The 25390-nt window shown below is 69.8% G+C and carries 23 protein-coding genes and 1 pseudogene; 13 read left to right on the top strand and 11 right to left on the bottom strand.

From position 1 onward, the window contains the following. Position 1: 1 nt before the first annotated feature. Positions 2 to 472, bottom strand: a pseudogene (locus tag BM362_RS50230) (response regulator transcription factor). A gap of 95 nt (positions 473 to 567) precedes the next feature. Further along, entirely contained in the window at positions 568 to 765 is a 198-nt protein-coding gene (locus tag BM362_RS48755; protein ID WP_244287067.1) for a sensor histidine kinase, read from the bottom strand. 1311 nt (positions 766 to 2076) lie between these two features. Here BM362_RS48755 and BM362_RS50225 point away from each other — a divergent pair. The 3 genes from BM362_RS50225 (at position 2077) to BM362_RS08590 (ending at position 5227) form a co-directional block, all read left to right on the top strand. Beyond that, entirely contained in the window at positions 2077 to 2385 is a 309-nt protein-coding gene (locus BM362_RS50225) for a DedA family protein (RefSeq protein ID WP_342029788.1), read from the top strand. Between the two features lie 82 nt (positions 2386 to 2467). Next, on the top strand, positions 2468 to 3229 hold the full coding sequence (locus BM362_RS08600; RefSeq protein ID WP_037807874.1) for a DUF4253 domain-containing protein: 762 nt from the start codon (positions 2468 to 2470) through the stop codon (positions 3227 to 3229). Between the two features lie 1146 nt (positions 3230 to 4375). Further along, positions 4376 to 5227 (top strand): DUF72 domain-containing protein, encoded by an 852-nt coding sequence (locus BM362_RS08590; RefSeq protein ID WP_093572647.1) that lies wholly within the window; start codon positions 4376 to 4378, stop codon positions 5225 to 5227. A gap of 457 nt (positions 5228 to 5684) precedes the next feature. Here the strand turns inward: BM362_RS08590 and BM362_RS08585 are convergent, their stop codons facing one another. Continuing rightward, positions 5685 to 8471 (bottom strand): AfsR/SARP family transcriptional regulator, encoded by a 2787-nt coding sequence (locus BM362_RS08585; RefSeq protein ID WP_167545230.1) that lies wholly within the window; start codon positions 8469 to 8471, stop codon positions 5685 to 5687. Between the two features lie 68 nt (positions 8472 to 8539). On the opposite strand from BM362_RS08585, the gene BM362_RS08580 reads away from it, so the two are divergent. Next, entirely contained in the window at positions 8540 to 9478 is a 939-nt protein-coding gene (locus tag BM362_RS08580; RefSeq protein ID WP_093572645.1) for an o-succinylbenzoate synthase, read from the top strand. 85 nt (positions 9479 to 9563) lie between these two features. Next, positions 9564 to 9773, top strand: a complete 210-nt coding sequence (locus BM362_RS08575) for a PspC domain-containing protein (RefSeq protein ID WP_037807882.1) — start codon at positions 9564 to 9566, stop codon at positions 9771 to 9773. Positions 9774 to 9840: 67 nt separating this feature from the next. Here BM362_RS08575 and groL read toward each other — a convergent pair whose 3' ends face one another. The 4 genes from groL to BM362_RS08555 all read right to left on the bottom strand — a co-directional run bounded on the left by groL (position 9841) and on the right by BM362_RS08555 (position 14512). Continuing rightward, entirely contained in the window at positions 9841 to 11469 is a 1629-nt protein-coding gene (gene groL, locus BM362_RS08570; RefSeq protein WP_009083991.1) for a chaperonin GroEL, read from the bottom strand. 266 nt (positions 11470 to 11735) lie between these two features. Continuing rightward, complete coding sequence (locus tag BM362_RS08565) at positions 11736 to 13520, bottom strand: serine/threonine-protein kinase (RefSeq protein ID WP_093572643.1); 1785 nt, start codon at positions 13518 to 13520, stop codon at positions 11736 to 11738. Positions 13521 to 13591: 71 nt separating this feature from the next. Continuing rightward, positions 13592 to 13795, bottom strand: a complete 204-nt coding sequence (locus BM362_RS08560) for a cold-shock protein (RefSeq protein ID WP_009083993.1) — start codon at positions 13793 to 13795, stop codon at positions 13592 to 13594. 105 nt (positions 13796 to 13900) lie between these two features. Further along, positions 13901 to 14512, bottom strand: coding sequence for an AIM24 family protein (locus BM362_RS08555; protein WP_067579708.1), 612 nt, complete (start codon positions 14510 to 14512; stop codon positions 13901 to 13903). 134 nt (positions 14513 to 14646) lie between these two features. On the opposite strand from BM362_RS08555, the gene moeA reads away from it, so the two are divergent. Further along, entirely contained in the window at positions 14647 to 15840 is a 1194-nt protein-coding gene (gene moeA, locus BM362_RS08550) for a molybdopterin molybdotransferase MoeA (RefSeq protein WP_093572791.1), read from the top strand. Here the strand turns inward: moeA and BM362_RS08545 are convergent. Continuing rightward, positions 15837 to 17075 (bottom strand): MFS transporter, encoded by a 1239-nt coding sequence (locus BM362_RS08545; RefSeq protein ID WP_093572642.1) that lies wholly within the window; start codon positions 17073 to 17075, stop codon positions 15837 to 15839. The two genes, moeA and BM362_RS08545, sit on opposite strands and share 4 nt — an antisense overlap. After that, complete coding sequence (locus tag BM362_RS08540) at positions 17072 to 17689, bottom strand: ArsR/SmtB family transcription factor (RefSeq protein WP_425285687.1); 618 nt, start codon at positions 17687 to 17689, stop codon at positions 17072 to 17074. Before BM362_RS08540 ends, BM362_RS08545 begins: the two co-directional genes overlap by 4 nt. On the opposite strand from BM362_RS08540, the gene BM362_RS08535 reads away from it, so the two are divergent. The 3 genes from BM362_RS08535 to pssA all read left to right on the top strand — a co-directional run bounded on the left by BM362_RS08535 (position 17679) and on the right by pssA (position 20095). Further along, on the top strand, positions 17679 to 17969 hold the full coding sequence (locus BM362_RS08535; RefSeq protein WP_037807900.1) for a GlsB/YeaQ/YmgE family stress response membrane protein: 291 nt from the start codon (positions 17679 to 17681) through the stop codon (positions 17967 to 17969). The genes BM362_RS08540 and BM362_RS08535 overlap by 11 nt on opposite strands. Positions 17970 to 18410: 441 nt before the next feature. Next, positions 18411 to 19124 carry a phosphatidylserine decarboxylase gene (locus BM362_RS08525; RefSeq protein ID WP_093572640.1) on the top strand — a complete coding sequence of 238 codons (714 nt, stop codon included), beginning with the start codon at positions 18411 to 18413 and terminating at the stop codon, positions 19122 to 19124. A 2-nt stretch (positions 19125 to 19126) separates the two neighbouring features. Next, complete coding sequence (gene pssA / locus BM362_RS08520) at positions 19127 to 20095, top strand: CDP-diacylglycerol--serine O-phosphatidyltransferase (RefSeq protein WP_067579721.1); 969 nt, start codon at positions 19127 to 19129, stop codon at positions 20093 to 20095. Between the two features lie 2 nt (positions 20096 to 20097). Here the strand turns inward: pssA and BM362_RS08515 are convergent, their stop codons facing one another. Further along, complete coding sequence (locus tag BM362_RS08515; protein ID WP_093572639.1) at positions 20098 to 20739, bottom strand: TetR/AcrR family transcriptional regulator; 642 nt, start codon at positions 20737 to 20739, stop codon at positions 20098 to 20100. Between the two features lie 86 nt (positions 20740 to 20825). On the opposite strand from BM362_RS08515, the gene BM362_RS08510 reads away from it, so the two are divergent. Next, positions 20826 to 21437, top strand: coding sequence for a nitroreductase family protein (locus BM362_RS08510; protein ID WP_093572638.1), 612 nt, complete (start codon positions 20826 to 20828; stop codon positions 21435 to 21437). A 1-nt stretch (position 21438) separates the two neighbouring features. Here the strand turns inward: BM362_RS08510 and BM362_RS08505 are convergent, their stop codons facing one another. After that, positions 21439 to 22065 (bottom strand): winged helix-turn-helix transcriptional regulator, encoded by a 627-nt coding sequence (locus tag BM362_RS08505; protein WP_093572637.1) that lies wholly within the window; start codon positions 22063 to 22065, stop codon positions 21439 to 21441. Positions 22066 to 22131: 66 nt separating this feature from the next. On the opposite strand from BM362_RS08505, the gene BM362_RS08500 reads away from it, so the two are divergent. Genes BM362_RS08500 through BM362_RS08495 form a run of 3 tightly spaced genes read left to right on the top strand, consistent with a single transcriptional unit; the run spans position 22132 to position 25340 of the window. Next, a complete protein-coding gene (locus BM362_RS08500; protein ID WP_244287066.1) occupies positions 22132 to 22827 on the top strand; it encodes an alpha/beta fold hydrolase in 696 nt (231 codons plus the stop codon). Next, the gene (locus BM362_RS48750; protein WP_244287065.1) at positions 22785 to 22997 is read left to right on the top strand and encodes an alpha/beta fold hydrolase; all 213 of its coding nucleotides are present in this window, start codon (positions 22785 to 22787) and stop codon (positions 22995 to 22997) included. Before BM362_RS08500 ends, BM362_RS48750 begins: the two co-directional genes overlap by 43 nt. A gap of 54 nt (positions 22998 to 23051) precedes the next feature. After that, positions 23052 to 25340, top strand: a complete 2289-nt coding sequence (locus BM362_RS08495; protein ID WP_093572636.1) for an AAA family ATPase — start codon at positions 23052 to 23054, stop codon at positions 25338 to 25340. Positions 25341 to 25390 lie beyond the last annotated feature (50 nt).

Below are 25390 nucleotides of genomic sequence, written 5' to 3'. Positions count from 1 at the left end.
ATCACGAACCGAGGCAACGGAGAACGGCCAGCACGCGGCGGCTGTAGCCCTTCGCTTGCCTTGTCGAAGATCGCGTGCTTCTCTATGGCGCTCTGCGAGACAAATAGCAGCGTGGCGATGCTCGCGTTCGTGCGCCCTTTTCTTCAGCACGTCGCGCTCGCGCGGGTTCGGCCGGTCCAGCGCGTCGAGAAAGTCGCCGACCCGAGCCGCCGTCACCGCCGATCAGCTTGGCCGCGTAGCGTTTCCCGACGTACTGGGACAGCACGAGCACCCCGGTGTCCGGCCAGCTTGACGCGCAACCCTCCGCTGGTGCGGGTCGGCGGCATCAGAACGTCGGTGACGACCACGTCGGGCTGGTGTTCTGCGGTCGCTTCTTTCCATCGCCGACCGCGGCGACCACGTCGTGGCCTTCCTCCGCCCGCAGCCGCACGAGACCTTCCCTGAGCAATGTCTCGTCCTCGGCCAGGATCACTCGCCCGGCAACGTCACCCGCACTGTGGTCGGTCCGTTTTCGAGGCTCTGTACGGAGAATTCGCCGTCCATCGCCGCTGCTCGCCCCGACGTAGGTCAAGTCGTGACTTTGTTGGCGTTGGCATGCTTGGCCGCATTGGTGACCGACTCGGACGCCACGAAGTAGACCGCCGTAGCCAACTCCGGCGAGGGCTCGTCGATTGCGCAACTGAGGTCGACCGGGATCGCGGCGCGCTCGGATAGAGACTCCAGCGCGGCCTCAAGACCGCTTTTCGGGTAAACGCGCCAGCTCACCCCTCGCAACTCGCGCAACGCTTCCTGCGATTCTTCGTGCGCGGACCAGCTCGGCCAAGCAACGCTCCCGGCGCGAGAAGCCTTTGCCGCACCCCGTCATGCAAATCCCGCTCGATCCGACGATCGAGCGCGGCTACGCCGATCAGGCCCCGTCCACAAAGGAATACCGCGATCGCGCCGAGAACAAGCACCGGGAGCCCGCCCCGGTGACTAGTTGGACGAAGCAAAGCACCCCGCCGCAACACCCGCGCCGATGCACACCCACACTCCCGGCACGAAAAGCCCGGCCAGGCAGCGCGGGACGAGGTATTGCAGGGCGCGGCCGTCGCAATCGTCGCCGTTGCAGGCGTCGAAGAATCGCTGCAGCCGGGCGCATTCCACTTCGGCGAGCCTTCGCGCGCTGCGGAATACCCGTTGCCGCTTGGATGGCGAGGAGAGGTGCGGCGAGTAGCAGGTACGGCACTTCGATGAGCGCCGTCAGCGCGCCTAGGCCGACGCCCGCTGTTCGGCACAGCACTCGCGGTCTGTTCACCTCGACCAGCCCACCAGGCACGACTCCCTGCGGCTTTCCGCATTCCGCCGGTCCTCAGCTTCCAGCTCCCGCTTATCCGGCCACATCCGCCACCTCGACCAGCCCACCAGGCACGACTCCCTGCGGCTTTCCGCATTCCGCCGGTCCTCAGCTTCCGGCTCCTGCTTATCCGGCCACATTCGCCACGTCGACCAGCCCACCGGGCACGACGCGCTGCGGTCTCCCGCATTTCACCGAGCGAGCACACCTCGGCTTTCACCCCCGTGACGCGACACCGCCGATCCGGCCGGGCGCGACGCGCTGCGGTCTCCTCCACGCCAACCCCGCTGCGGCTTCCCGCATTTCTCCGGCTGACCGACCGCAATGTGTTGCTTCCTAGCTTCGACGACGTTGCCTTCGTCGCGAAAGGACCCCTCGCGAACCTCTTGCTCGCCGCCCGTCGAACCTCTCCCCAGACCGGCCGCGCGGACCGTCGGACTGATGGACTCGCTAGGCGGCATCGGCACTGCGCTCGTCGTCGCTGTTCCCGCCGATCCCGAGCGAACCCGCCCTCCCGCTAGCCGGTTTCTCCGCGAGCCGCGGCACCTTCAGCCTGGCTGGCACCTGCTTCTGGACGACCCTCGGCTCACTCCCCAGCACCGTGATCGTCTACTGGCTAGGCGCCCTGCTCGGCCGCGACCGATGCCGCGCACTGCTCAGCCGTCTGCCGCCGATGGACGCCGTCGACCTCGACCGCACCGAGGCGTGGTTCACCCGGTACGGCGGCGCTTCTCGGCTGGATGGTGCCGGTCTCCCGGAGCCTGATCTCGCTGCCCGCAGGCGTCGAACGGATGCCGTTCGGCCGGTTCCTCCTGCTGACGACGGCGGGCAGCTTGCTGTGGAACACCGCGTTCGTCATGGCCAGTTACCTGCTCGGCGAGAGCTGGTCGCTGGTGGACCGGTACGCGTCGGCGTTCCAGTACCTCGCACTCGCCGCGATGGCGATCACCATCGGCCTGTTCGTCGCGGCCCGGGTGCGCCGCGTCCCCCGCCGCTGCCTCTTTTTGCCACTTGACCTGGGATTTCCCGATGTTCACTCGAACGGATGAGCGAGCGGTGCCCTGGAAATTGTCGGTGGTTCGAACTACTGTTCGATATGCAGGCACCGAACACCAGTTCGAGGGGAAGCTCATGACGATCGCACCGTTCCGCCCCGGCGTCGGGGCACCGCCGGTCCAGACCTTGCCGCCAGGGCGCTGGCACGGGCGGATCTGGGTGTCGGAGGAACCGCTCACGCGGCCGCAGCGGTACCTGAGCTGTGTCGCGGAGTTCGAGCGGTCAGGACTGTGGCCAGTGCTGATCCCGCCCGACCAGCGCTTCACCGCCCGCGGCGAAGACTGGCTGGACGACCGCGGCCGCCTCGCTCCGGCAGGCCACCGCGTCGCCAACGCCGACCCCGCCGAGGTCCTGGCCCGCTGGTGGGACGGCTCTTGCTGCGACGGAGCCTGCCTGCGCCCGTTCGGCACCCGCTTCCCCGGGCTGGCGAAACGCTCGCACCGCCGCTCGGACCCACTGGCCGAAGCAGGCAACACCGGCTCGATCCTCGCCGCCCGCACCCCGCACCGACTGGGTTTGGTCCAAGCCGACCGTCCGGCCGACGTCCCTGCCCTCATCGGCTGGACAGGAATGATCAAGTCGACCGACCAGGTCGCGGAACTCTCGGCAGTCCTGCGCAGCTGGGAAGACCGCTTCGGCGCGACCCTGGTGACGCTGGGCTTCGACTCGCTGGAACTGTCGGTTTCCGCCCCACCCCGCACCCACGCCAGGGCGTTGACGGTCGCGGCCGAGCACCGGGCCTTCAGCCTCCCCACGTACCTCACGCAGCCGGGGAACTTGCGGGAGTACGCGACGTCCCTGGTGCAGTCACGCCGGTGGAGGTTCTCGTGGGCTTGAGGAAGTGAGGGATGCGTGGGCGGCCGGATAGTCCCGACGCACGAGGCTGGCCCGCGGCGAACGGGCCGGCGGGCCTGACCGGTGCGGGGATGCGCGGGCAGCGGGCGAGTTCAGCACGTCCGATGGGGCAGGAAGGCGGCAAGGCTGGCCCACCGGACGAGCTGACTGCCTCTCGCCGGATTCCGGACACCTCGCGCTGCTCGGGCACCACCACCTGCATCCGTGCCACCACCTCCGCGGTGCCAGTGCCCGCCTCGGTGCCAGTGCCAGTGTCAGCGTCCGTGTCAGTGCCAACGTCGGCGTCGGAGTCGGCGTCGGTACCAGCGCCAGCGCCAGCGTCGGCCTCGGCGTCAGCGTCTGTGCCAGCGCCCGCGCCAGCGTCGGCATCGGCGTCCGCGCCAGCATCGGCGTCGGCGTCCGCGCCAGCGCCAGCATCGGCGTCCGCGCCAGCGCCAGCGCCAGCGCCAGCGCCAGCGCCAGCGCCAGCGCCAGCGCCAGCATCGGCGTCGGCTCGGCGTCGGCTGTCCGCGTCCGCGTCAGCATCGGCGTCAGCGCCCGCCTCGGCACCGCCCTCGCCATTGGTGCCAGTGCCCGCGTCAGCACACCGCCCGCTCTGGTGCCACCGTCCCCTCTGTGCGGCTGTCGGTGTTGGTGCCACCGGCCCTCTGTGCGACCGTCGGCGTTGGTGCCGCCTACATCAGCCGCGCACATCCCGGCACCGCTGCCCTTCCTCGGCGCCGTCGGCGTTGGTGTCACCAGCCACTCCACCACCCCCGGCCGCTCCGGCACCGCAGCCCGCATCGGTGCTCCCGGGCTACCCCGGCGCAGCCGGGTCTCCGGTGGCACCGGTGCCACCGGTGGCACCGGTGCCGTCGTCGGCATTGGTGCCGCCATCCGCGTCGGTCTCACGGCCAACCTCGGTGCCGCCGTTCGCCGCCTCACCCCAGTCCGTGTCCCCGCTTTTCCCCTTCCCCTCACCCCCTCCGCACCCCGGCCCGACGAGCAGGCAACGGAGTCCGCGCCATGAGACCGACGTCCCTTCGTCCAGGACAAATGTCCCAACATTTAGCCCGGCTGTCCCAAAAACAGCCGCGCGGACGCGTTTACCGCAACCGTCCCGGCGGGAATCCTCGGCGGCGAAAGGCGGTGAGCGAGATCAGCCAGATCCGAGTGGGCACGTCCGGCTGGCGATACCCGCCGTGGCGCGGCGCGTTCTATCCCTCTGGCCTGCCGCAACGGCGCGAACTCGAGTATCTCTCCCGCCGGATGAACGCTGTCGAGATCAACGGGTCCTTCTACTCGCTGCAACGCCCGGAGCGATACCTCGGCTGGCACGCCGAAACCCCGGCCGGATTCCTGTTCGCGGTCAAGGGCGGCCGGTTCATCACGCACCTCAAACAGCTGCGCGACGTCGAAACCGCGCTCGCCAACTTCTACGCGTCCGGTGTCCTCGCGCTCGCTGACAAACTGGGCCCGTTCCTCTGGCAACTCCCGCCGCGGCTGGCCTTCGACCCTGATCGGGTCTCGACGTTCCTGGGCCAGCTCCCCCGCACCACCGGCGAGGCAGCCACGCTCGGGAAGAAGCACGACGACAAACTCAAGTCCCCGCCGTTCCTGAACCCGGGACCCGACCGGCCAGTGCGGCACGCGCTCGAAGTGCGCCATCCGAGCTTCACCACGACCGAAGCGCTGGACCTGCTCAAGAAACACCGGGTGGCGCTGGTGACCTCCGACGCCGCCGCGCCGTGGCCGTATCGGGAGGACCAGACCACTGACTTCAGTTACGTCCGGTTGCACGGTTCGGAGGAGCTCTACACCAGCGATTACTCCGATTCAGCCCTGCGCGCCTTGGCCGCGAAGATCACCGAATGGCACGACGGCGGCCGCCGCGACGTGCACGTCTACTTCGACAACGACAGCAAAGTCGCGGCCCCGCACAACGCCGTCACGCTCACCCGGCTGCTCGGCCTTCCCACCGAAACCGGCCCGGCACAGTGAGCGGACAGTGAGCGCACTTCGGTTGGGTGGTGGTACGGGCCGCCGGTGGTCTACGTGCTGCCGCTGGGGGTCGGCACGCGGACCACCGCGCCCGGCTGCCCTCCGGCGACCAGCAGGAAGCACTCCGCCAAACGGTCGGATGGTCCTGCGCCAGCCGGTGACGCTCGCACCCATCGGCACCACGATGCTCCAGCCAGAGCACGCACAGCCAGCGATCTTGGGCTGTGGCGACAGCCCCACGTCACATCAGCCAAGGACGCCTGCGCCTGATCCGCGTCGAAGTGGTCCAACCAATCTCGCACCGCAGCGGGTACGGACGGATCTCATCCCACTGCAAGCCAGCTGACTGCGCTCGTACCCGATCCGCATCCGAGCAGTCCAGCCGCGTCAGCAAACCGAGCCGTGCCGCTGCGGTCCAACGTCGCAACGGTGCGCCGTCGCGGCGAAGCGGCACCGACTACCCCCGCACCAAACCAGCCAACTGCGCCCGCACCCGATCCGCGTCCGGGTGATCCAACCGGGTCAACAACCGGACCGCGCGCAGCCAGCAGTCGCGGGCCGCGGCGGTGCGGCCGTAGCGCAGGTGTGCGATGCCCAGTTCCGACAGCACATCCGCGGCCTCGTACTCCTCGTCCATCGCGAAGAACATGTCGACCGCCTCGGACAGGCACTCGATTCCTTCCACGTGCCGGCCCAAGCCGAGCAGCGCGCGGGCTCTCGCGGCCAGCGAGAAGCGGCCCTGCGGCAAGTCGTCCGGCGGGACCAGAGCCAGTGCCTCGTCCGCGAGCGACAGGGCCTGCGGGTAGTCGCCCATCATCGCGCACAGGTCGCCCAGAGCACGCAGAACGTTCGCCTCCACCGAGGTGAATCCCAGCTCCCGCGTGATTTCCAGCGACCGCAGGCCATGCCGGTAAGCCTCCGGGAAGTCCTCGATGCCCTGGGCAGTCATCGCCAGGTTGTAGCGCGCCCGCGCTTCCCCCGGCAGCGAGCCCAGTTCCAGCTGCACGGCCAGCGCTTGCTCCAGGTATTCGCGCGCCAGCACGTAATTCCGGGCTACTCCTTCGATCACGCCGAGTCCATTGAGGATCGCCGCTTCGCCGTGCCGCTCGCCGGAATTGCGCGCCGCTCGCAAACCGATCTCGAAGACGTACCGCCATTCGCCGACCCGGGCGCGACCGGCGAAGTAGGTGAACAGCGACCACGCCAAGCGCCAGCATTGCGCGTATCGCCCGATCCGGAACGACCATTGGATCACCGAGAGCAGGTTTCCGTGTTCTTCGATGAACCACGCCAGCGCACGGTGGTAGTCCGCGAACTCTAGCTCGCCAGCAGGCGGGATCGGGCCGATTTCGTCCATCAGCTGGTGCGGACGCATCGCCAAACCCGCGTTCCTCGCCGACGCGATGCACCAGTCGAGCAGGCGCGCGCTGGCCGCGGTGCGCTCGGCGGCGTCGTCCTCCTGCTCCGACAGCTCAGTCGCGTAGGCGCGAATCAGGTCGTGGAACTGGTACCGGCCCGGTTTCGGCTGGGTGAGCAAGTGCGTCGAAACGAGGGTGTCGAGAGCGCCGCGAGTCTCCTTTTCGGACCTTCCGTTGAGCGCTACTGCCATGCCCAGCGAAAAATCCGGGCCGACCGACAGCGCCAGCAACCGCAGCAGGCGCGCCGCCGCCGGACACAAAACCCGGTAGGAATAGGAGAAAACTGTGCGGATATTGGTTTCGTCGCCGTCGCCGAGATCGAAGGTGCTCAACCGGCCTGCGTCCGAGGGCAGTGCCGCCACGAACTCCTCCAGCGGCAGCCGCGGGAACTGGGCGGCGCGTACGGCAAGAATCCGGATCGCCAGCGGGAGTCCGCCGCAATACCGCACAAACCTGCCAGCCGCGATCGGATCCTCGTGCACTCGTTCGACGCCGATGGCCGACGCCAGCAGTTCCACCGCCTCTTCACTGTCCAATTCGGACAGCGCGATCCGCCGGGCGCCATGTGTCGCGACCAGTCCGCGCAGCTGCCAGCGGCTCGTCACCACGACCAGACATCCAGGACCAGGCAGCAAGTAGCGCACTTGTTCGGTGCTGTTCGCGTTGTCCAGCACGATCAATAGCCGCCGACCGGTGGTGTAAGTACGCCAGGTCGCCGCGCGTTCGTCCAAACCGGACGGGATTCGGTCGGCAGGCACGCCCAGCGCGAGGAGCATTGTCTCCAGTGCGGCGATCGGCGACACCGGCGCACCTGGGCCGTAACCACGGAGATCCAGAAACACCTGCCCGCCGGTGAAACGATCGGCGATCTGGTGTGCGAAGTGGACGGACAAGGTGGTTTTCCCCTGCCCGCCCATGCCTTCCACCGAGGCGATCGGCGTGGAGGTGCCGTCGTCGAGAGCCTCCGGCAGCAAGGCCCGCAACGCTTTCAGATCCGCGGTCCGACCGGCGAAAGCACCTAGGTCAGCCGGAAGCTGGTGCGGTATATGGGGTTCCAGCGGGGTGCGGAATCGCGTGCCTTCGTCGCCGCCCAGTACGAGCCGGTGCGCGCGCTGCAGTCCGGCGCCGGGGTCAAGGCCCAGCTCCTCGGCGAGCAATCCGCTGATCCGCCGGTGCACGTCCAGCGCCTCGGCCTGCCGCCCAGAGCGGAGCAGCGCGTACATCAGCTGCTCATGCGGCCGTTCCCGCAGCGGATGTTCGCGCGTCAGCCGTTCCAGTTCGGGCACGACGGTGTCGTATTCGCCGACCGTCAGCAGCGTCTCGGCCCACAGCTCGCGGACCCGCGTGCGCTCCTCGGCCAGCTGCCCGACCTCGTCCCGGTGCAGCGAGTCCGACTCCACGTTCTGCAACGCCGAACCTCGCCACTGTCCGAGCGCGTCCTCGAAATAGCCCGCCGCCCGCCGGTGTTCGCCTCGTTCCGCCGCGCTGCGGCCCCGCGCCGCGAACTGGCGGAACCGACCCAGGTCCACCGCGTTCTCGTCGACTTCCAACAGATAGCCGCCGCGTTCGGTGCGGATCGCCGCACCGTCGCCGAGCGCCCGGCGCAGCCGCAGCACATACGTCTGCAGCGCGCCCTTCGACCGGCGCTGGTCGTCGCCCCACAGCCAGTGGCTGAGCACGTCGACCGAAACGAGCCGGTTGGCCCGCAGCAGCAGCCCGGCGAGCACGATCAGCGGGCGGCTGCCGCCCAGCGGCACCACCTGGTCCCCGGCCAGCACCTCGGCCGGGCCGAGCACCCGGAAGTCGAGGCCGTCCACACGTTCCATTGTGGCGTTGAGACGGCCCCCACGGCACCTCGGTTCCCGTCGCCGCGGCGATGGCATGATCGGCAGTCATGCAGGTTTACGCGCTCCCGCTGCACACCCGGTTCCGAGACATCACCGTCCGTGAAGGACTGTTGCTCCGCGGTGCCGCCGGCTGGGGCGAGTTCTGCCCGTTCGCGGATTATTCGGACACCGAGAGCGTGCCGTGGCTCGCCGCCGCGCTCGAAGCGAGCGAAGAAGGCTGGCCCGAGCCGGTCCGCGACCGTATTGAGGTGAACACGACAGTCCCCATCGTGTCGCCCGAACGCGCACACGAACTGGTCCGCGCGTCCGGCTGCCGCACGGCGAAGGTCAAGGTCGCCGACAAACGCGCGACGCTGGCCGAGGACTGCGCGCGCATAGAAGCGGTCCGCGACGCCCTGGGTCCCTCCGGTGCGATCCGGGTCGACGCCAACACGGCGTGGGACGTCGACACCGCCGTGCAGGCGCTGGGTGAGCTGGACCGCGCGGCCGGTGGACTGGAGTACGCGGAGCAACCGTGTCCCACAATCGACGGCCTGGCTGCCGTTCGCCGTCGGGTGTCGGTGCGGATCGCGGCCGACGAATCGATCCGCCGCGTGGAAGATCCGCTGAAGGTCGCCGTCGCCGGAGCCGCCGACATCGCCGTGCTCAAGGTCGCCCCGCTCGGCGGAGTGCGGCGTGCGCTGGAGGTCGCGGAGGCGTGCGGGCTACCGTGCGTGGTCTCGTCAGCCGTGGAGACGAGCGTCGGGCTGGCTGCCGGGCTCGCGCTCGCCGGAGCGTTGCCGGAGCTGGACTTCGCCTGCGGGCTCGGCACGATGTCGTTGCTGCGCGGGGATGTCTGCACCGAAACGCTGTCCCCCGCGGACGGTTACCTGCCGGTGCCGCGCCACGCTCCGGAGCCCGACGCCTATGCCGAGTTCGCCGCGTCGCCCGAGGTATCCCAAGCGTGGCTGGACCGGTTCGGACGGGTCCGGAAGATCATCGGGTAAGGGACACTTCAGGGTCGCGGCCCCGGGGCTTTATCCGGGGCGATCCCGGATGTGCGGCACGTCCCGGTCGCGGAGTATTGCTGGCATGACGGACAACGTGCAGGCCGCACCGGCCAAGAAGATCTTCCGCAGCCGCTCCGACCGCATGCTCACCGGCGTGTGCGGCGGATGGGCCAACTACCTCAACGTCGACCCCTCGATGGTGCGCATCGCCGCGGTCGCCGGGGCCGTGCTCTCGGCCGGGGTGATCCTCCCGGTCTATGCCGCCGCTGCCGTCCTGACTCCCGAAGACTGAGCCGGGAACGGGCGAAGCCCGGCCCACCGCGAGGGTGAACCGGGCTTCGCCGGAAAAGCAGCCGAACTCAGAAGTCCATGCCACCCATGCCGCCGGACGGGTCGGCCGGAGCGGCAGCAGCCTTCTCCGGCTTGTCCGCGACGACAGCCTCGGTGGTCAGGAACAGCGCCGCGATGGAAGCGGCGTTCTGCAGCGCGGAGCGGGTGACCTTCGTCGGGTCCGGCACGCCGGCCGCGAGCAGGTCCTCGTACTCGCCGGTGGCGGCGTTCAGGCCGTGGCCCTGCGGGAGGGACTTGACCTTCTCCGCCACGACGCCGCCTTCGAGACCGGCGTTGATCGCGATCTGCTTGAGCGGAGCCTCGACGGCGACCTTGACGATGTTCGCGCCAGTGGCCTCGTCACCGGTCAGCTTCAGGCCCGCGAAAGCGGCCTCGGCAGCCTGGATCAGGGCCACGCCGCCGCCGGCGACGATGCCCTCTTCCACGGCGGCCTTGGCGTTGCGCACCGCGTCCTCGATGCGGTGCTTGCGCTCCTTCAGCTCGACCTCGGTCGCGGCGCCGGCCTTGATGACGGCCACGCCGCCGGCCAGCTTCGCGAGCCGCTCCTGCAGCTTCTCGCGGTCGTAGTCCGAGTCGGAGTTCTCGATCTCCGCGCGGATCTGGTTGACGCGACCCTGAATCTGGTCGGCGTCGCCAGCACCCTCGACGATGGTGGTCTCGTCCCGGGTGATGACGGCCTTGCGGGCGCGGCCCAGCAGCGACAGGTCCGCGTTCTCCAGCTTGAGGCCGACGTCCTCGGAGATGACCTGGCCGCCGGTCAGGATCGCGATGTCCTGCAGGATCGCCTTGCGGCGGTCGCCGAAGCCCGGGGCCTTGACGGCGACGGACTTGAAGGTGCCGCGGATCTTGTTGACGACCAGGGTCGCCAGGGCTTCGCCCTCGACGTCCTCGGCGATGATCAGCAGCGGCTTGCCGGACTGGATGACCTTCTCCAGCAGCGGCAGGACGTCCTTGACGTTGGAGATCTTGGAACCGAAGAGCAGGACGTAGGGGTCCTCCAGCTCGGCTTCCTGGCGCTCCGGGTCGGTCACGAAGTAACCGGACACGTAGCCCTTGTCGAAGCGCATGCCCTCGGTGAGCTCCAGCTCGAGCCCGAAGGTGTTGCTCTCCTCGACGGTGACGACGCCTTCCTTGCCGACCTTGTCCAGCGCCTCGGCGATCAGCTCGCCGATGGTGCGGTCAGCGGCCGAGATCGAGGCGGTAGCAGCGATCTGCTCCTTGGTCTCGATCTGGACGGCGGCCTTGTGCAGCTGCTCGGTGATGGCCTCGACGGCCGCCTCGATGCCCCGCTTGAGCGAGATCGGGTCGGCGCCGGCCGCGACGTTGCGCAGGCCCTCGCGCACGAGCGCCTGGGCGAGCACGGTGGCGGTGGTGGTGCCGTCACCCGCGACGTCGTCGGTCTTCTTGGCAACTTCCTTGACGAGCTCGGCCCCGATCTTCTCCCACGGGTCCTCGAGCTCGATCTCCTTGGCGATGGAGACACCGTCGTTGGTGATCGTCGGCGCGCCCCACTTCTTTTCGAGCACGACGTTCCGGCCCCGCGGGCCGAGGGTCACCTTGACGGCTTCGGCGAGGGTGTTCAAGCCGCGCTCAAGACCGCGGCGGGCGTCCTCGTCGAACGCGATCAGTTTGGCCATTGCGGTGTGGTCCTCCGGTATTGGGCGCCACCGCCGCGCTGTCTCCAGCGGCGGCAGCAGGACACGTCCTCGGCCAGGCTCGGTGCCCGCGACGGACGACTGACCGGTGGGTCAGCCTCACCGTCCCGACCTTCAGGCAGGCGGTCGGTGACCGCTCGCCTAGCACTCGACGGCGTCGAGTGCCAATGCCGTGTTTAGCACTCTCCGGGGTCGAGTGCAAGGAGCGCAGGTCAGCGTCGGTGCACTTCCGCGGCAGGTCGGCCGGGTCAGCGGCTCGGCTGGATGTGGATCGACGACGGCGGCGGGCGCAGCGACGACGGGCCGGCCGGCTTCGAGCCGCCGGGACCGACCGGGATATTGGGAGCCGAGGACGCCGGAGCGGTCCCGCCGTTGCCGTTGTCGTCCCCGCTGAAAAGGAAGATCGCGCCGACGACGAGTCCGGCCACGACGAGTACGCCCAGCGCGATCCACAGCCACTTCAGGCCGCCGCTCTTGGGTTGTTTTTCGAACGCGCCCGCATTGCCTGCCGGGGACGGCGGCCGCAGCCGCATCGGGTCGCCGAAGGCCTGGTTCGGATGGCCCTGCTGGTGAGGCTGGGCGGGGTAGCCGGGCTGGTTGGGGTAACCGCCGTAGCCGGGCGGGGGGCCTTGCTGTGCTTGCTGGCCCGGGTAGCCGTAGCCGGGCGGGGGGCCTGCCGGGGCCTGGCCGGGATAGCCCTGCTGGCCGGGCTGACCGAATTGCGGCTGGCCGGGCTGGCCGGGTTGGCCGGGCTGGCCGGGCTGGCCGGGTTGGCCGGGTTGTGCTGGATAACCGGGCGGCTGCTGGTTGCCGTAACCGGCGGGACCGCTGTAACCGCCCTGGGCGGGGTATCCCGCTTGGCCGGGTTGCTGCGGAGTACCCCAGGCACCGGGGACGCCCGCGCCCGGCGTGCCGGTACCGGGAGCGCCCTGCCCCGCGGCACCGGGACCGCCCGGCGACGCGCCCGGCCCGGCAGGGCCGCTCGGTCCGGCAGGGCCGCTGGCACCGGGTCCGCCAGTACCACCGGCACCCGGGCCACCAGGACCGCCAGCTCCAGGTCCACCAGGTCCGGCTGGACCACCGGCAGGGCCGCCCGGTCCGCCAGGTCCCGGTCCGCCAGGTCCTTGCTGCATGCCCGCCTCCGGAAGTCCGTTCGGCCGGGCGGGGCCCGGCGGGGTGTCCGAGGTCGCGAGCGGCCCGAGCGCGACCCTGGCCGCGGCGATCATCGCGACGCAGTTCGGGTAGCGGTCGCTGGGGTTTTTCGCCATGCCCTTGCGGATCACGTCGTCCACGGCGGCCGGGAGCGCGACCACGCCCGCCACCGACGGCGGTTCTCCGCCGAGGTGACCCTTGATGACGGTGGGGACGTCGCCGCGGAACGGCGGGTTGCCGGTCAGGCAGGCGAACAGGACGCAGGTGAGGGCGTACTGGTCGGTGCGGCCGTCGAGCGGTTCGCCGCGCAGGTGTTCCGGGGCGGCGTAGGTGGGCGAGCCGAGGAAGTCGCCGCCGCGGGTGCGGTGGCCGGTGGCTCCGCGGCGGGTGAGGCCGAAGTCGGCGACGTAGACGTGCTCGCGGGAGGTCTCGCGGCTGGTGACGAGGACGTTGGCCGGTTTGACGTCGAGGTGCACCAGGCCGTGGTTGTGCAGCGTGTCGAGGGCGTCGGCGACCTGGTCGAGCAGGCTGAGCGCGCGGGCCGGGCTGATCGGGCCCGCGGACATGAGGCCGGCGAGGTCGCCGCCGTCGACCATCCGCATGGCGATGTAGAGCATGCCGTCGAGTTCGCCGAAGTCGTACAGCGGGACGACGTTGGCGTGGTCGATCGCGGAGGTGTTGCGGGCCTCGTCGACGAACCGTTCGCGGAACTCGGCGTCCGCGCCGAGGTGGTCGCCGATGACCTTCAGCGCCACCTTGCGGCCGAGCCGCGTGTCCGTGGCCTGGTAGGTCACGGACATGCCGCCCTTGCCGAGCACCGAGTCGATGCGGTAGTGGCCCAGCTGGCGACCGGTGAGGTCCCCCGACACATCGCCTGTCACGCAGCGCAGCTTAACGCGCCGGTATCCGCTGCCACTGCCGGTTCGCCCAACCGGTCAGCGGACCTGCCTCGCTAGACCTTGCGGACGTCCGCGGCCTGGCTTCGGCCGTCGCGGCCGGACTGGACTTCGAACTCCACGCGGTCGCCCTCGTCGAGGGTGCGGAATCCGTCGGCTTGGATGGCCGAATAGTGGACGAAGACGTCCGGACCTTCGGGGGATTCGATGAACCCGTAGCCCTTTTCCGAGTTGAACCACTTGACGGTGCCGACTGCCACGGCGCCCTCCCTCGGGACAAGAATCCGCTGTCCATCAGCGTGCGAAGTGGAGTTCACGCTACCGGAATCGGCGCTCCCGGCAATGGGGTAATCGGCAGATTCCCCTTACGCCTGCGACACTCGCCGGTTGCGCGATTGGACGAGCACGGTTCCCGGTCCGGCGAAATCGAGGACGAGTCCTTCGCCGGTTCGCAGCGATTGCGGACCGCTTGGATCGAGTGCGCGCAACCGGCATTGCACGGTGTCGGGATAGGCGAGGAGATAGTCCGGGCGCACGGTGACGATCTCGCCGCGGCCGAGGTCGAACGAGTCCACCGGGCCGGGCGCGGTGAGCAGGAGCGGGCCGCGGCCGCTGTAGTGCTCAAGAAACCCGGAATCGGCGCCGAACAACTGCTGCAGCGGGGCCCAGTTCTGGTCGACGCGGACCGTGCTCGGCCGGGCGAGGACGCCCTCGCGGTGCACCGACCAGCCGGTGGATCCGGTCAGTTCGAGCGGGTAGACGTCGCCAGGGCCGAGCGGGGCCAGGTCGACCCAGCCGCCGTCGGCCGGCGCGGTGAACACCGAGCGGCCGCCCTTGCGGCCGCGGTTCTGGCTCGTCTCGGCCACGTTGAAGCTGCTGGCCAGCAACGATTCCGCGGCGGCCTGCACGGCTTCGCCGGGGGCGAGCAGCACGCGGGCGACGCCGAACCCCGGCGTGTGCCTGGTGTGGACGCGCATGTCAGCGGGGCGTCGCGAGCGCGGCGCGCCCGGGCTGGTTGCGGACCCGAAACTGCATCAGAATTCTCCCCGTACTCCCCGGCTTGTGCCGGGAGAGTGTTGCACGACGGGCAGCAAGAGGGAGGATGGTCCGCGTGATCTCCGTCGACGTCTACCGCGAGACCGTGACCGAACTGCTCGGCCACGCGCCCGTTCGTACTGTTCCAGTCGCCGAAGCGGCCGGGCTCGTCCTGGCCCGCGACGTGCGCGCCGGGGTGGCGCTGCCGCCGTTCGACAACTCCGCGATGGACGGGTACGCCGTGCGCGCCGCGGACGTCGCCGAGGTGCCGGTGACGCTCCCCGTCGCCGACGACATCCCGGCGGGCCGGGTCGACGTCGAACCGCTCGAACCGGGTACCGCTCAGCGGATCATGACCGGCGCGCCGCTGCCGCCGGGCGCGGACGCGATCGTGATGGTCGAGGACACCGACCGCGGCACCTCGGAAGTCCGGATCTCCCGCGCGGCCTCTGTCGGCAACCACATCCGCCGGAGTGGCGAGGATGTCACCGAGGGGACCATGGCGCTGCACGCGGGCACGGTGCTGAGCCATGCGCACCTCGGCCTCGCCGCGGCGGTCGGCTTGGCGGAGTTGGCGGTGTACCGGCCGCTGTCGGTGCTGGTGGTGTCGACCGGAACGGAGCTGGTGGAAGCCCCGAACCCGTTGCAGCACGGGCAAATCTACGAGTCGAACAGCGTGATGCTGGCGGCGGCGCTGCGGGAGCTCGGCTGCCGGGTCGAGGTCGTGCGCAGCGTGGTCGACGACGTGGCGGAATTCCGCGAGATCATCGAACCACGGCTGGAGTCGGCGGACCTGCTGATCACGTCGGGCGGGGTGTCGGCGGGCGCGTACGAAGTGGTGAAGGACGCGCTGACCGGGCAAGGCGTGGAATTCCGGAAAGTCGCGATGCAACCGGGCGGGCCGCAGGGATGCGGCCGGTGGAACGGCGTGCCGGTGGTGACGCTGCCGGGGAATCCGGTGAGTGTGCTGGTGTCGTTCGAAGCGTTCCTGCGCCCGGCGGTGCTGTCGGCGATGGGCCATTCGGACGTGGACCGCCGGCGGGTGCGGGCCCGGTTGACCGAGGACATGACTTCCCCGGCTGGGCGGCGGCAGTTCCGGCGGGGGTTCTTCACGCCGGTGCTCGGCGAGGTGACCGGGGTGGTCGGGCCGCGCGGCGGGCCGGGGTCGCATTTGCTGGCGGCGTTTACGCAGGCGAATTGCTTGATCGTGCTGCCGGAGGAGGTTTCGGCGGCTTCGGAGGGGGATGAGGTCGAGGTGCTGCTGCTTTAGTTCTGCGTCAGCGGGTTGTCCACAGCAAGCACGACTTGGGGAAAGTCCCGCTCCCGTCGCAACGGCCCCATCAGCAGCACCCCCAGCGACGCCAGCTGAACGCCCACCATCGCGAACATCGCCACCCGCACCCCGGCCGCTTGCCCGAGTGCTCCGCCCACCAGGGCGCCCAGCGGGATCGTGCCGTAGTTGACCATCGACGAGCTCGCGCTGATCCGGCCGTAGAGATGACGCGGGCAGTACCGCTGCCGAAAGGTCGCGCCCAGCACGTTCGACCCCACCACGCCCGCCGCGATGCCCGCTCCGGCGAGGACGAACAGTGTCAAACCCCACCCAGGCCGGGCCAGCGGGCCGAGCAGCATCGCGGGTGCCACCAGCGCCTCGCACCACAGGAAACCCCAAGCCGTGCCGGTCCGTCGGGCGACCCGGCTCACCAGCGTCGCGCCCAGCACCCCGCCTACCTCGGCCAGCGCGAGCACAAGTCCGACGACACCCGGGCCCTGGCCCAGATCGTCGACCAGGAAGACCACTGCCACCGCGTAAAAGCCGTTCAGGGCCAGGTTCGCGACCCCGCCGGAGAGGACCAAGACTCGCAGGTAAGGGTCCCGCGCCACGATTCGCATTCCTTCGGCGATTTCGGTGCGCAAACGTGTTCGCGGGCGCGGAGGCGGCTCGTCGGCGCGCAGGAAACCCAGGCACAGTGCGGAAAAACCGAAGCTCAACGCATCCACGACTACACCGCTGACCGGCCCGAACGCCGAAGCCAGCAGTCCGGCCAGACCCGGTCCGCCCACTTGTGCCGCCGATTCCGCGCCTTGGAGCCGGACGTTGGCCCCCAACAAGTCAGCATCGTCCACAACAGACGGAAGGAAAGCCCGATAGGCAAGGGAAAAGAACACCTTGGCGAAGCCGCCGAGCAAAGCCGCGGCCAACAGCATCGCAAAAGAAAGAAAACCCAAAGCCCACGAAAAAGGCACCGCGAGGAAGGCTGCCATCTGGATGACGTCGCAGACCAGCATCACCCGCCGCTTAGGCCACCGGTCGACCCAGGCACCAGCAGGCAAACCCACCGCGAGCCAGGGAATCCAAGCCGCCGCAGTCAGCGAAGCAACCTCGAACGTTGAGGCATGCAGCACCAGCAAAGCCACCAACGGAACCGACGCACTGGCGACCGCGCCGCCGACCGTGCTGACCGTCTGTCCAGTCCACAAGAGACGGAACGCGGTGCCCCTCACGGCTGCGCTCTGAAACCGCGCCCAAACACGAAGACCGGCTCCCGTTCCGTCGCAGGATCCGCTGCCGCCTTAGCACCGAATTCCGCAAACAGCGCGGAGACCCGATCGTTCAGCTCTGCCAGCTCCGCAGGCGTCAACCGCATCCACGCATCGGAAGAGAACCACGCGTCGCGCCATTCCTGCGGAGCCGTCTCCATTTCCGAAAGCCAGCCCCGCGACAACGTCATCTGCCGATCGAGGCTCACCGTCTCCGCGACCTCCGCCACCGGATCTCCGGCAAAGTCCGAAGTGGCCCACGACAACGTGCCCGAAGGACGCCGCCACCACCGTTCCCGCCGGTCCCGTGCCAGCTCCGGCGCTTCGACCACCAAGCCTGCCCCGGAAAGCACCTTGAGGTGGTGGCTCACGTTGCCCACCGCCTGCCCGGTTTTCTCCGCCAGCACCGACGCGGTGGCCGGGCCGTCGAGTTTCAGCATGTCCAGCAGGCGGCGGCGCAGCGGATGCGACATCGCGGCCAGCACCTGGGAATCACGGACCTCCATGATGCACAAGAGTAGTTGTACAAGAACTCTTGTACAATAGCCCGCAGGTATCCTCGCGGGCATGGGCATCATCCTGTGGATCGTCTTCGGCGCGCTGGTCGGCTGGATCGCGAACCTCGTGGTCGGCGGCCGGGAACGGCAGCGGCAGGGCTGCCTGGTCAGCGTGCTGGTCGGCGTGGTCGGAGCGGCCCTCGGCGGCTTCATCTACCGGCTCGCGACCGGTGAGCAGCAACACTTCGAGTTCGATTTCCCGAGCTTCGGCGTCGCCATCCTCGGCGCGATCGTGCTGCTGCTCGTGCTGCGGCTGGTCAGCGCCGCGACCGCGAGCCGGCGCGATCGTGACCGTTGGTAACAGTTTCCCGACGATCTGTCAGAACACCTGGGCCGCGGGCTAAACTGATCCGTTCCGCGCCCGGGTGCGTGCATCGTCGGGGGACGCATGCACCCGGGTCGCGTCTCGCACGAGCCGAACAGCGTGCACCGGGTCGACGAGCTGGGGAACGGGCACCGAAAGGACATCCCGGCGCCAGTCGCGCAACAGCCGCGCGAGCAGATCGGGTACCGCCATCGTCAGCCTCGCCAGGTCGGCCCGGGCACCGGTCCCGAGCGGCGTCAACTACCCGGTGTTATCGGATTGTTCGACGCGTCGTTACCGCTTTGTGGTCGCGCCCACCTGCGGCGGGGCAACCCTTACGACCAGGGGCCGCCGGGTCCGCCGCAGGCGGGCGGTAGCGTGGGGAAGCCCAAATCGGACCCTTACACCGACCGAGACGAACAGCGGGGAACTCGACCCATGAGCGGCCAGCCCACCGGTAACCCCCTCGCGCACGCTGTCCAGCTGGCCCGCGAGACGTTCCCGCCGATGCACCCGGCAGGACGGCCGTTCCTCCTTGGCGGCCTCGCCGCGACATTCGTGCTGCGCCGGTTCTCCAAGCGCCTCGGCGTGGTCGGCGCGCTCGCCACCGCGGGCATGACGGCGTTCTTCCGCGAGCCCAAGCGCGTGCCCCCAGTCCGGGACAACGTCGCGATCTCGGCCGCCGACGGCACCGTCTCGCTCATCGAGGAAGCGGTCCCGCCCGCCGAGCTCGGCCTTCCCGCCGAACCGCGGATGCGGGTGAGCGTGTTCCTTTCGGTCTACGACGTGCACGTCCAGCGCACGCCGGCGGCGGGCGTGATCTCGAAGGTGGCGTACAAGCCGGGCAAGTTCCTTTCCGCGGACCTCGACAAGGCGAGCGAGGTCAACGAGCGCAATTCGCTGGTGCTGCACACTGCCGACGGTCACGAGCTCGTCGTCGTGCAGATCGCCGGGCTGGTCGCGCGCCGCATCCGGTGCGACGTCCGCGAGGGCGAGAAGGTGTCCGCTGGCGAGACCTACGGCATCATCCGCTTCGGCTCGCGCGTCGACACTTACCTGCCGCCGGGCAGCCGGGTCGTGGTGGCCAAGGGCCAGCGGACCGTCGGCGGCGAAACCGTGCTCGCCGAACTTCCCGCGCAGGGAGAAAGCTGACCATGGTCCGCGTGACCACCCCGGGCGTCCGGCTGCTGCCGAACGCGATCACCGTGCTCGCGCTCTGCGCCGGACTCTCTTCGGTGCAGTTCGCCCTCACCGGCAACTACGCCATGGCGATCGGCTCGATCGGCATCGCCGCCGTCCTCGACAGCCTCGACGGCCGCATCGCCCGGCTGCTCGACGCGACGTCCAAAATGGGAGCCGAGCTCGACTCGCTGTCCGACGGCATCTCGTTCGGCGTCGCGCCCGCGCTGGTGCTCTACGTCTGGCAGGCGCACGGCGACCGCATCGGCTGGGTCGCGTCGCTGATCTTCGCGGTCTGCATGATCCTGCGGCTCGCCCGCTTCAACACGCTGCTCGACGACACCGACCAGCCCCCCTACGCCGCCGAGTTCTTCGTCGGCGTGCCCGCGCCGGCCGGCGGGCTGGTCGCGTTGCTGCCGCTGATCGCCACGTTGCAGTGGGGCGAGGGCTGGTGGTCCGAGCAGTACGTGGTCCTCGTCTGGACGATCGCCGTCGCCGCGCTGCTGATCAGCCGCATCCCGACGCTGTCGCTGAAGACGGTCAAGGCCCCGGCGAAGGCGATCGCGCCGCTGCTGGTGGGCGTCGGCCTGCTGGCCGCCGCGATCATCGTGTTCCCGCTGGCGGCGCTGGCGGTCGCGCTGGTGCTGTACCTGCTGCACATCCCGTACTCGGTTTACCGGCACCGCTGGCTCGCCGCGCACCCGGAGGCCTGGGAAGTTCCGCCGCGCGAACGCCGCGCGATCCGCCGGGCTCGCAGCCACCGACGACTGCGGTTGCGTCCCGCCTCGGGCCGAGTCGCCGGTGCGGCGATGCGCGCGGTGCGGCGGACGAACTCGGACCTGGTGCGAAGCCGGAATCTGCGCGAACGGGACCACAGCTCGGCCACGTCCGGGCCTACTCAGCGGCGACGGAGCTGGCGCCGGATCGGCATTCGGCGCCGGTAGCTTCAGCTCTTCCGCGTTCCCAGCGCGGACACCAGCAAGTCCAGCTGCGTCTCGAAATCCTGCCGGCAATCCGCGTCGGTCAGCACCGGCAACAGGCGGTGCAGACTCGGTGTTGTGCTGGGCGTCGCCATGCGGCGGAACCAATCGTCGACCGGCTCAGCACGGTCGAGCGGAGCCCCGGCGAGACCGGTTTCTTCGGTGAGCGCGGCACCGAACGCGAGGCCGGTCAGAGACCGGTACGCGCGCACGGTTTCGACGTCGTCCAGTCCGGCGTCCAGCAGGGCGCCGAGCATGCTGTCGATCACCTTCAACGCCCCCGGCGAACGCGGGTTCGCCTGCTGCGCGACCAGGGTCCGCAGCACCGCCGGATGCTGCCGGAACTGCGCGTAAAGCCCCTCGACCAGGCCGCGGATCCGGGCGTCCCACGGCGCGACCGGCTCGGGAACCGGGACCGCCTCGAACATCCGGGCCACGAGACCGTCCAGCAGATCGCCCTTGTTCCGCACGTGGTTGTAGAGCGACATCGCCTCCACGCCCAGCTCCGCGGCGAGCTTGCGCATCGACAGAGCGGCCATGCCGTGCTGGTCGACGAAAGCGAGCGCCGCGTCGAGCACCTTCGCGCGCGTCAAGGTTTCCCGGACCATCGCGCCAGCTTACGGCGTAAGTCCTCGACAGCTGTGTACTTACACCGTACGCTTACGCTGTAAGCACACAGCCTGGGAGGCCCACCGTGGATGCCGTCACCTTGCTCACCACAACCCGCTCCGTCCGGCGAAAGCTCGACTTCGAACGGCCGGTTCCGAAGGCCGTGCTCGAGGACTGCCTGCGGATCGCGCAGCAAGCCCCGGCCGCTGGTTCCCTGCTCACCGCCCAGCGCTGGGTCGTCGTGCTCGATCCGGCGATACGCAAGGAAATCGCGGCAGTCACACGGGAGGCCGCAGAGGAAGCGTGGCGGAAGTACGCGCATCTCGTCGGCAACCGGATGGCGGCCTCGGCTCGGCACCTGGTGGAGCACCTCGACCAGGTACCCGCGCTGGTGCTGCCGTGCATGCCGGGACCGGTGCCGACGGGCGCGGCCGAGCTTTCCGCGTACTACGGCTCGATCTACCCGGCGATCTGGAGCTTCCAGCTAGCCCTGCGCACGCACGGGCTGGCCAGTTCGCTGTGCAGCTACCACCTCGGGGGACGAGAGGCGGATGTCGCGCGGATCCTCGGACTGCCGGAGGATGTCGCACAGATCGGCCTGCTCGCGGTGGCCTATTCGGCTCAGCAGGAGTTCTCCCCCGCCGCCCGCCCGGAGGTGGCCGACATCCTTTCTTTCGACGGCTGGGCGAAGCAGTAGCTCAAGCGCCAAACACAGCCCGAACCACCGACTCGGCACCGTCGATTTCGATCATCCCGAGGGTCCGGGCGTCGTTGAGCGTGAGAGCACCCGCAGCAAGCCCGAGGACGCAAGCCGGATCCGCGCGGACGGTGGCGTCGGCATCGCGGCCGTCATTCGGGCCGATCTCGAAGCCGGACCGTGTCGCGCGGAGCTGGAAGGGCGGGCCGCCGACGGCAAGGCAGACGGTCGCCGCGACTCGGACCTTGACCCGGGCGTCGAGCAGCGCGGGAAGGGCGAGCGCGAGCCATTCGGGACGGAAGGAATCGCCCTCCTGGCCGCGGACCATCACTGGCGCGGACCAGCGGATCAGGCTCTCGATCGGCTCGCGCAGCTGAGCGCCCCACGACGTGAGTGCGTACTCGACCGCACTGCCCTTGCCCGCCAGCCGCCGTTCGAGCACGCCCGCCGCTTCAAGATCGCGAAGCCGGTCGGCGAGCAGGTTGGTCGCGATGCCGGGGAGTCCGTCGATCAGGTCCCGGTAGCGCGCGGGGCCGATCAGGAGCTGGCGGACGACGAGCAGATTCCACCGGTCGCCGACGATTTCGAGGGACCGGGCGAGCCCGCAGTACTGGCCGTAGCTGCGCATCTTGTCCTCTGCTTGACAATCTCAAGTACGCTTGTCTTCCTCAAGCATAGCGGCAAGGGGGCAGACATGGCTGAGTGCGCACTGCCCGCCTGGGCCGACGACGACCTGTTCCCGTTCACGAGCCGCTTCGTCGACATCGACGAGCACACCGTGCATTACGTCGACGAGGGATCCGGTCCGACCCTCCTGCTCCTGCACGGCAATCCGACCTGGTCATTCCTCTGGCGCGACGTGATCCGCGCACTGTGCGACGACTTCCGGTGCGTCGCTCCCGACTACCCGGGCTTCGGGCTGTCGACGGCAAAGCCCGGTTACCGTTACCTGCCCGAGGAGCACGCCGACGTGGTCACCGGGTTCGTGGACGCGCTCGGACTCAGCGAGGTCACCCTGGTCGGGCAAGACTGGGGCGGTCCGATCGGCCTCGCCGCCGCGCAGCGCCGCGCGGGCGTCTTCGAGCGGCTGGTTCTCGTCAACGCCTGGGCCTGCTCGGTCAACGGCGACCCGTACTTCGAGGCGTTCGGCCGCATCGCCGTCGGCCCTCCGATCCGCTTCCTGGCCCGGCAGCTCAACCTTGTCGTCAAGGCGTTCCTCCCGATGGGTCACCGAAAACGGAAACTGAGACAGCCCACTACCGCCGCGCGATGGACACGCCCGAGCGACGCCAGGCGTCCGGCGTGCTCCCCGGCCGGATTCTCGCCAGCCGGTCCTTCTTCGCCGAGGTGGAGGCGGGCCTTCCCGACCTCGCCGAACTGCCGGTCCTGATCGTGTCGGGCAACGCGCACATCGGCTTCCGGCCCCGGGAACGCGAACGGCTGGAGGCGTCCTTCCCGAACCACAAGACCGTGGCTCTCGACGACGTAGGGCTTTACGTGGAGTCCGACGCGCCCGAGGCATTCGTCGCCGCGATCCGCGACTGGTCCGCGACGCAGTAACTGCGATCCGCTCGTTCGCGCATAACCGCCCATCGGTTCATTAGGGTGAGCAACGTGAGCGACCCGCAGATCACCCTGACCGTCCGGCACACGCCGTCCGCGCTTGACGCGCGGCGGGGGGTTGTCCGGCTGCACCCGGAAGTGCTCGACGCGCTCGGCCTGCGGGCCTGGGACGCCGTGCACCTCACCGGAGCGCGGCGCAGTGCCGCCTTGGCCGCGCCTGCCGCGGAGGAGGCGACGCCGGGGGTCGTGTTGACCGATGACGTCACCATGTCGAACCTCGGCGTCGCGGAGGGCGGCGAGGTCGTGGTCTCGCCGGCAGAGGTGACCGCTGCCCGGACAGTCACCGTGTCCGGGTCTCGGCTGGCGTCGGTTTCGGTGTCGCCGCAGACATTGCGGCTCGCGCTCACCGGAAAGGTTCTGACCCGTGGGGACGCGGTTTCCCTGTTGCCGCAAGACCTCGCGCCGGTGCCGGGCTCGGACGTCGCCGCTGTGCGCGGGCAGTTGTCCCGGGTGATCGGGGCGACTTGGACTAACGAACTGCTGACCGTCACGGCGACGGAACCGGCTGGCGTGGTCGTGGTTGGACCGTCCACTGTGGTCAGCTGGCGGGACGGCGCCCGCACTGGCACCCCGACCAGCGAACCGCCGGCGCGCTCCGCGACCGCGCTCGTCCGCACCACTGCCGTCACCGCCGCCGAGGATTACCTCGAAGCGGAGATAGTCGAAGAGGTCGTCACCGAGGCCCGTGCGGAAGAGCTGGACGAGCCGGTGCCGGTCGCCGATCTGGTCGGCGCCGGGGGCGCGGCACGGAAGCTGGCCGAGTGGTTCGATCTGGCGTTCCACCGGCCGGAGCTGCTGGCGAAGCTGGGCACTTCCGCGCATCTGGGCGTGCTGCTGTCGGGACCGGAAGGCGTCGGCAAGGCGACGCTGGTGCGGTCGGTCGCCGCCGCGGAGAAGGTGCGCGTGGTGTCGGTGACCGCGCCGAATATCGCGGTGCTGGAACCGAACGCGGCACACCGTTCACTGCGTGCGGCCATCGATCGCGCCGCGGACGGCGACGGTCCCGGCGTGCTGCTGATCAACGACATCGACGCACTGCTCCCGGCCACCCAGCCGCCGCCAGTAGCCACGGTGGTCCTGGAAGAACTGCGCGCCGCGCTGCGCCGGGACGGGCTGGCTGTGGTGGCTACGACCGCGCGGGCCGAGTCGGTGGATCCGCGGCTGCGCGGGGCCGACCTGCTCGACCGAGAGCTGGGCTTGCCGCTTCCGGAGGCCAAAACCCGCGTCGAGCTGCTGCGGATCCTGCTCCGCGACGTACCGGTCGAATCCGGTGCCGACCTGGGCGTGCTCGCCGAACGAACACCCGGTTTCGCCGCCGCCGACCTGCTCGCCCTGCGCCGGGACGCGGCATTGCGGGCCGCGCTGCGGCAGCGGGACGTGGACGAACCCAAGATCTCCCAGCAGGACCTGCTCGACGCGCTGGCCACCGTCCGGCCGATCTCGCTGTCCACTTCGGACAACCTCGCCACCGGCGGCCTGACGCTCGACGACGTCGGCAACATGACGTCGGTCAAGGAAGCGCTCACCGAAACCGTGCTGTGGCCGCTGCGCTATCCGGACTCGTTCGCCCGGCTCGGCGTCGAACCGCCGCGCGGCGTGCTGCTCTACGGCCCGCCCGGCGGCGGCAAGACCTTCCTGGTCCGGGCGCTCGCCGGCACCGGCGCGCTCAACGTGTTCGCGATCAAGGGCGCGGAACTGCTGGACAAGTGGGTCGGCGAATCGGAACGCGCGGTCCGCGACCTTTTCCGCCGGGCCGCCGACGCCGCCCCCTCGCTGATCTTCCTCGACGAGATCGACGCGCTCGCCCCGCGCCGCGGCCAGTCGTCCGACTCCGGCGTGGCCGACCGCGTGGTCGCCGCGCTGCTCACCGAACTGGACGGCGTCGAGCCGATGCGCGAGGTCGTCGTACTGGGCGCGACCAACCGGCCCGAACTGGTCGACCCGGCCCTGCTGCGTCCCGGACGGCTGGAGCGGCGGATCTACGTCCCGCCGCCGGACGCCGAATCCCGCGCCGCGATCCTCGCCGCGACGGCCAAGCACACCCCGCTGGCGTCCGATGTGGACCTCGCGGCCACCGCGGAGGCGCTGGAGGGCTACTCGGCCGCCGACTGCGCCGCGCTGATCCGGGAGGCGGCGCTGACCGCGATGCGCGAGTCGCTGGAGGCACGCGAGGTGACCGCGGCGCATCTGGGCAAGGCACGCGAGGCGGTGCGGCCTTCGCTGGACGCCGCGCAGCTGGCGACGCTGGAGGCTTACGCGCAGGCGCAGCAGGAGCGTTGAGGTCGTGCGTGTTGATCGCGGTTAGAACCGTGATCAACACGCACGAGATC

The sequence above is a fragment of the Amycolatopsis rubida genome (assembly GCF_900115345.1).
GTDB classification, from domain to species: domain Bacteria; phylum Actinomycetota; class Actinomycetes; order Mycobacteriales; family Pseudonocardiaceae; genus Amycolatopsis; species Amycolatopsis rubida.
Note: the sequence above shows the minus strand (reverse complement) of the source record. Positions and strands in the feature narration are given on the sequence as shown.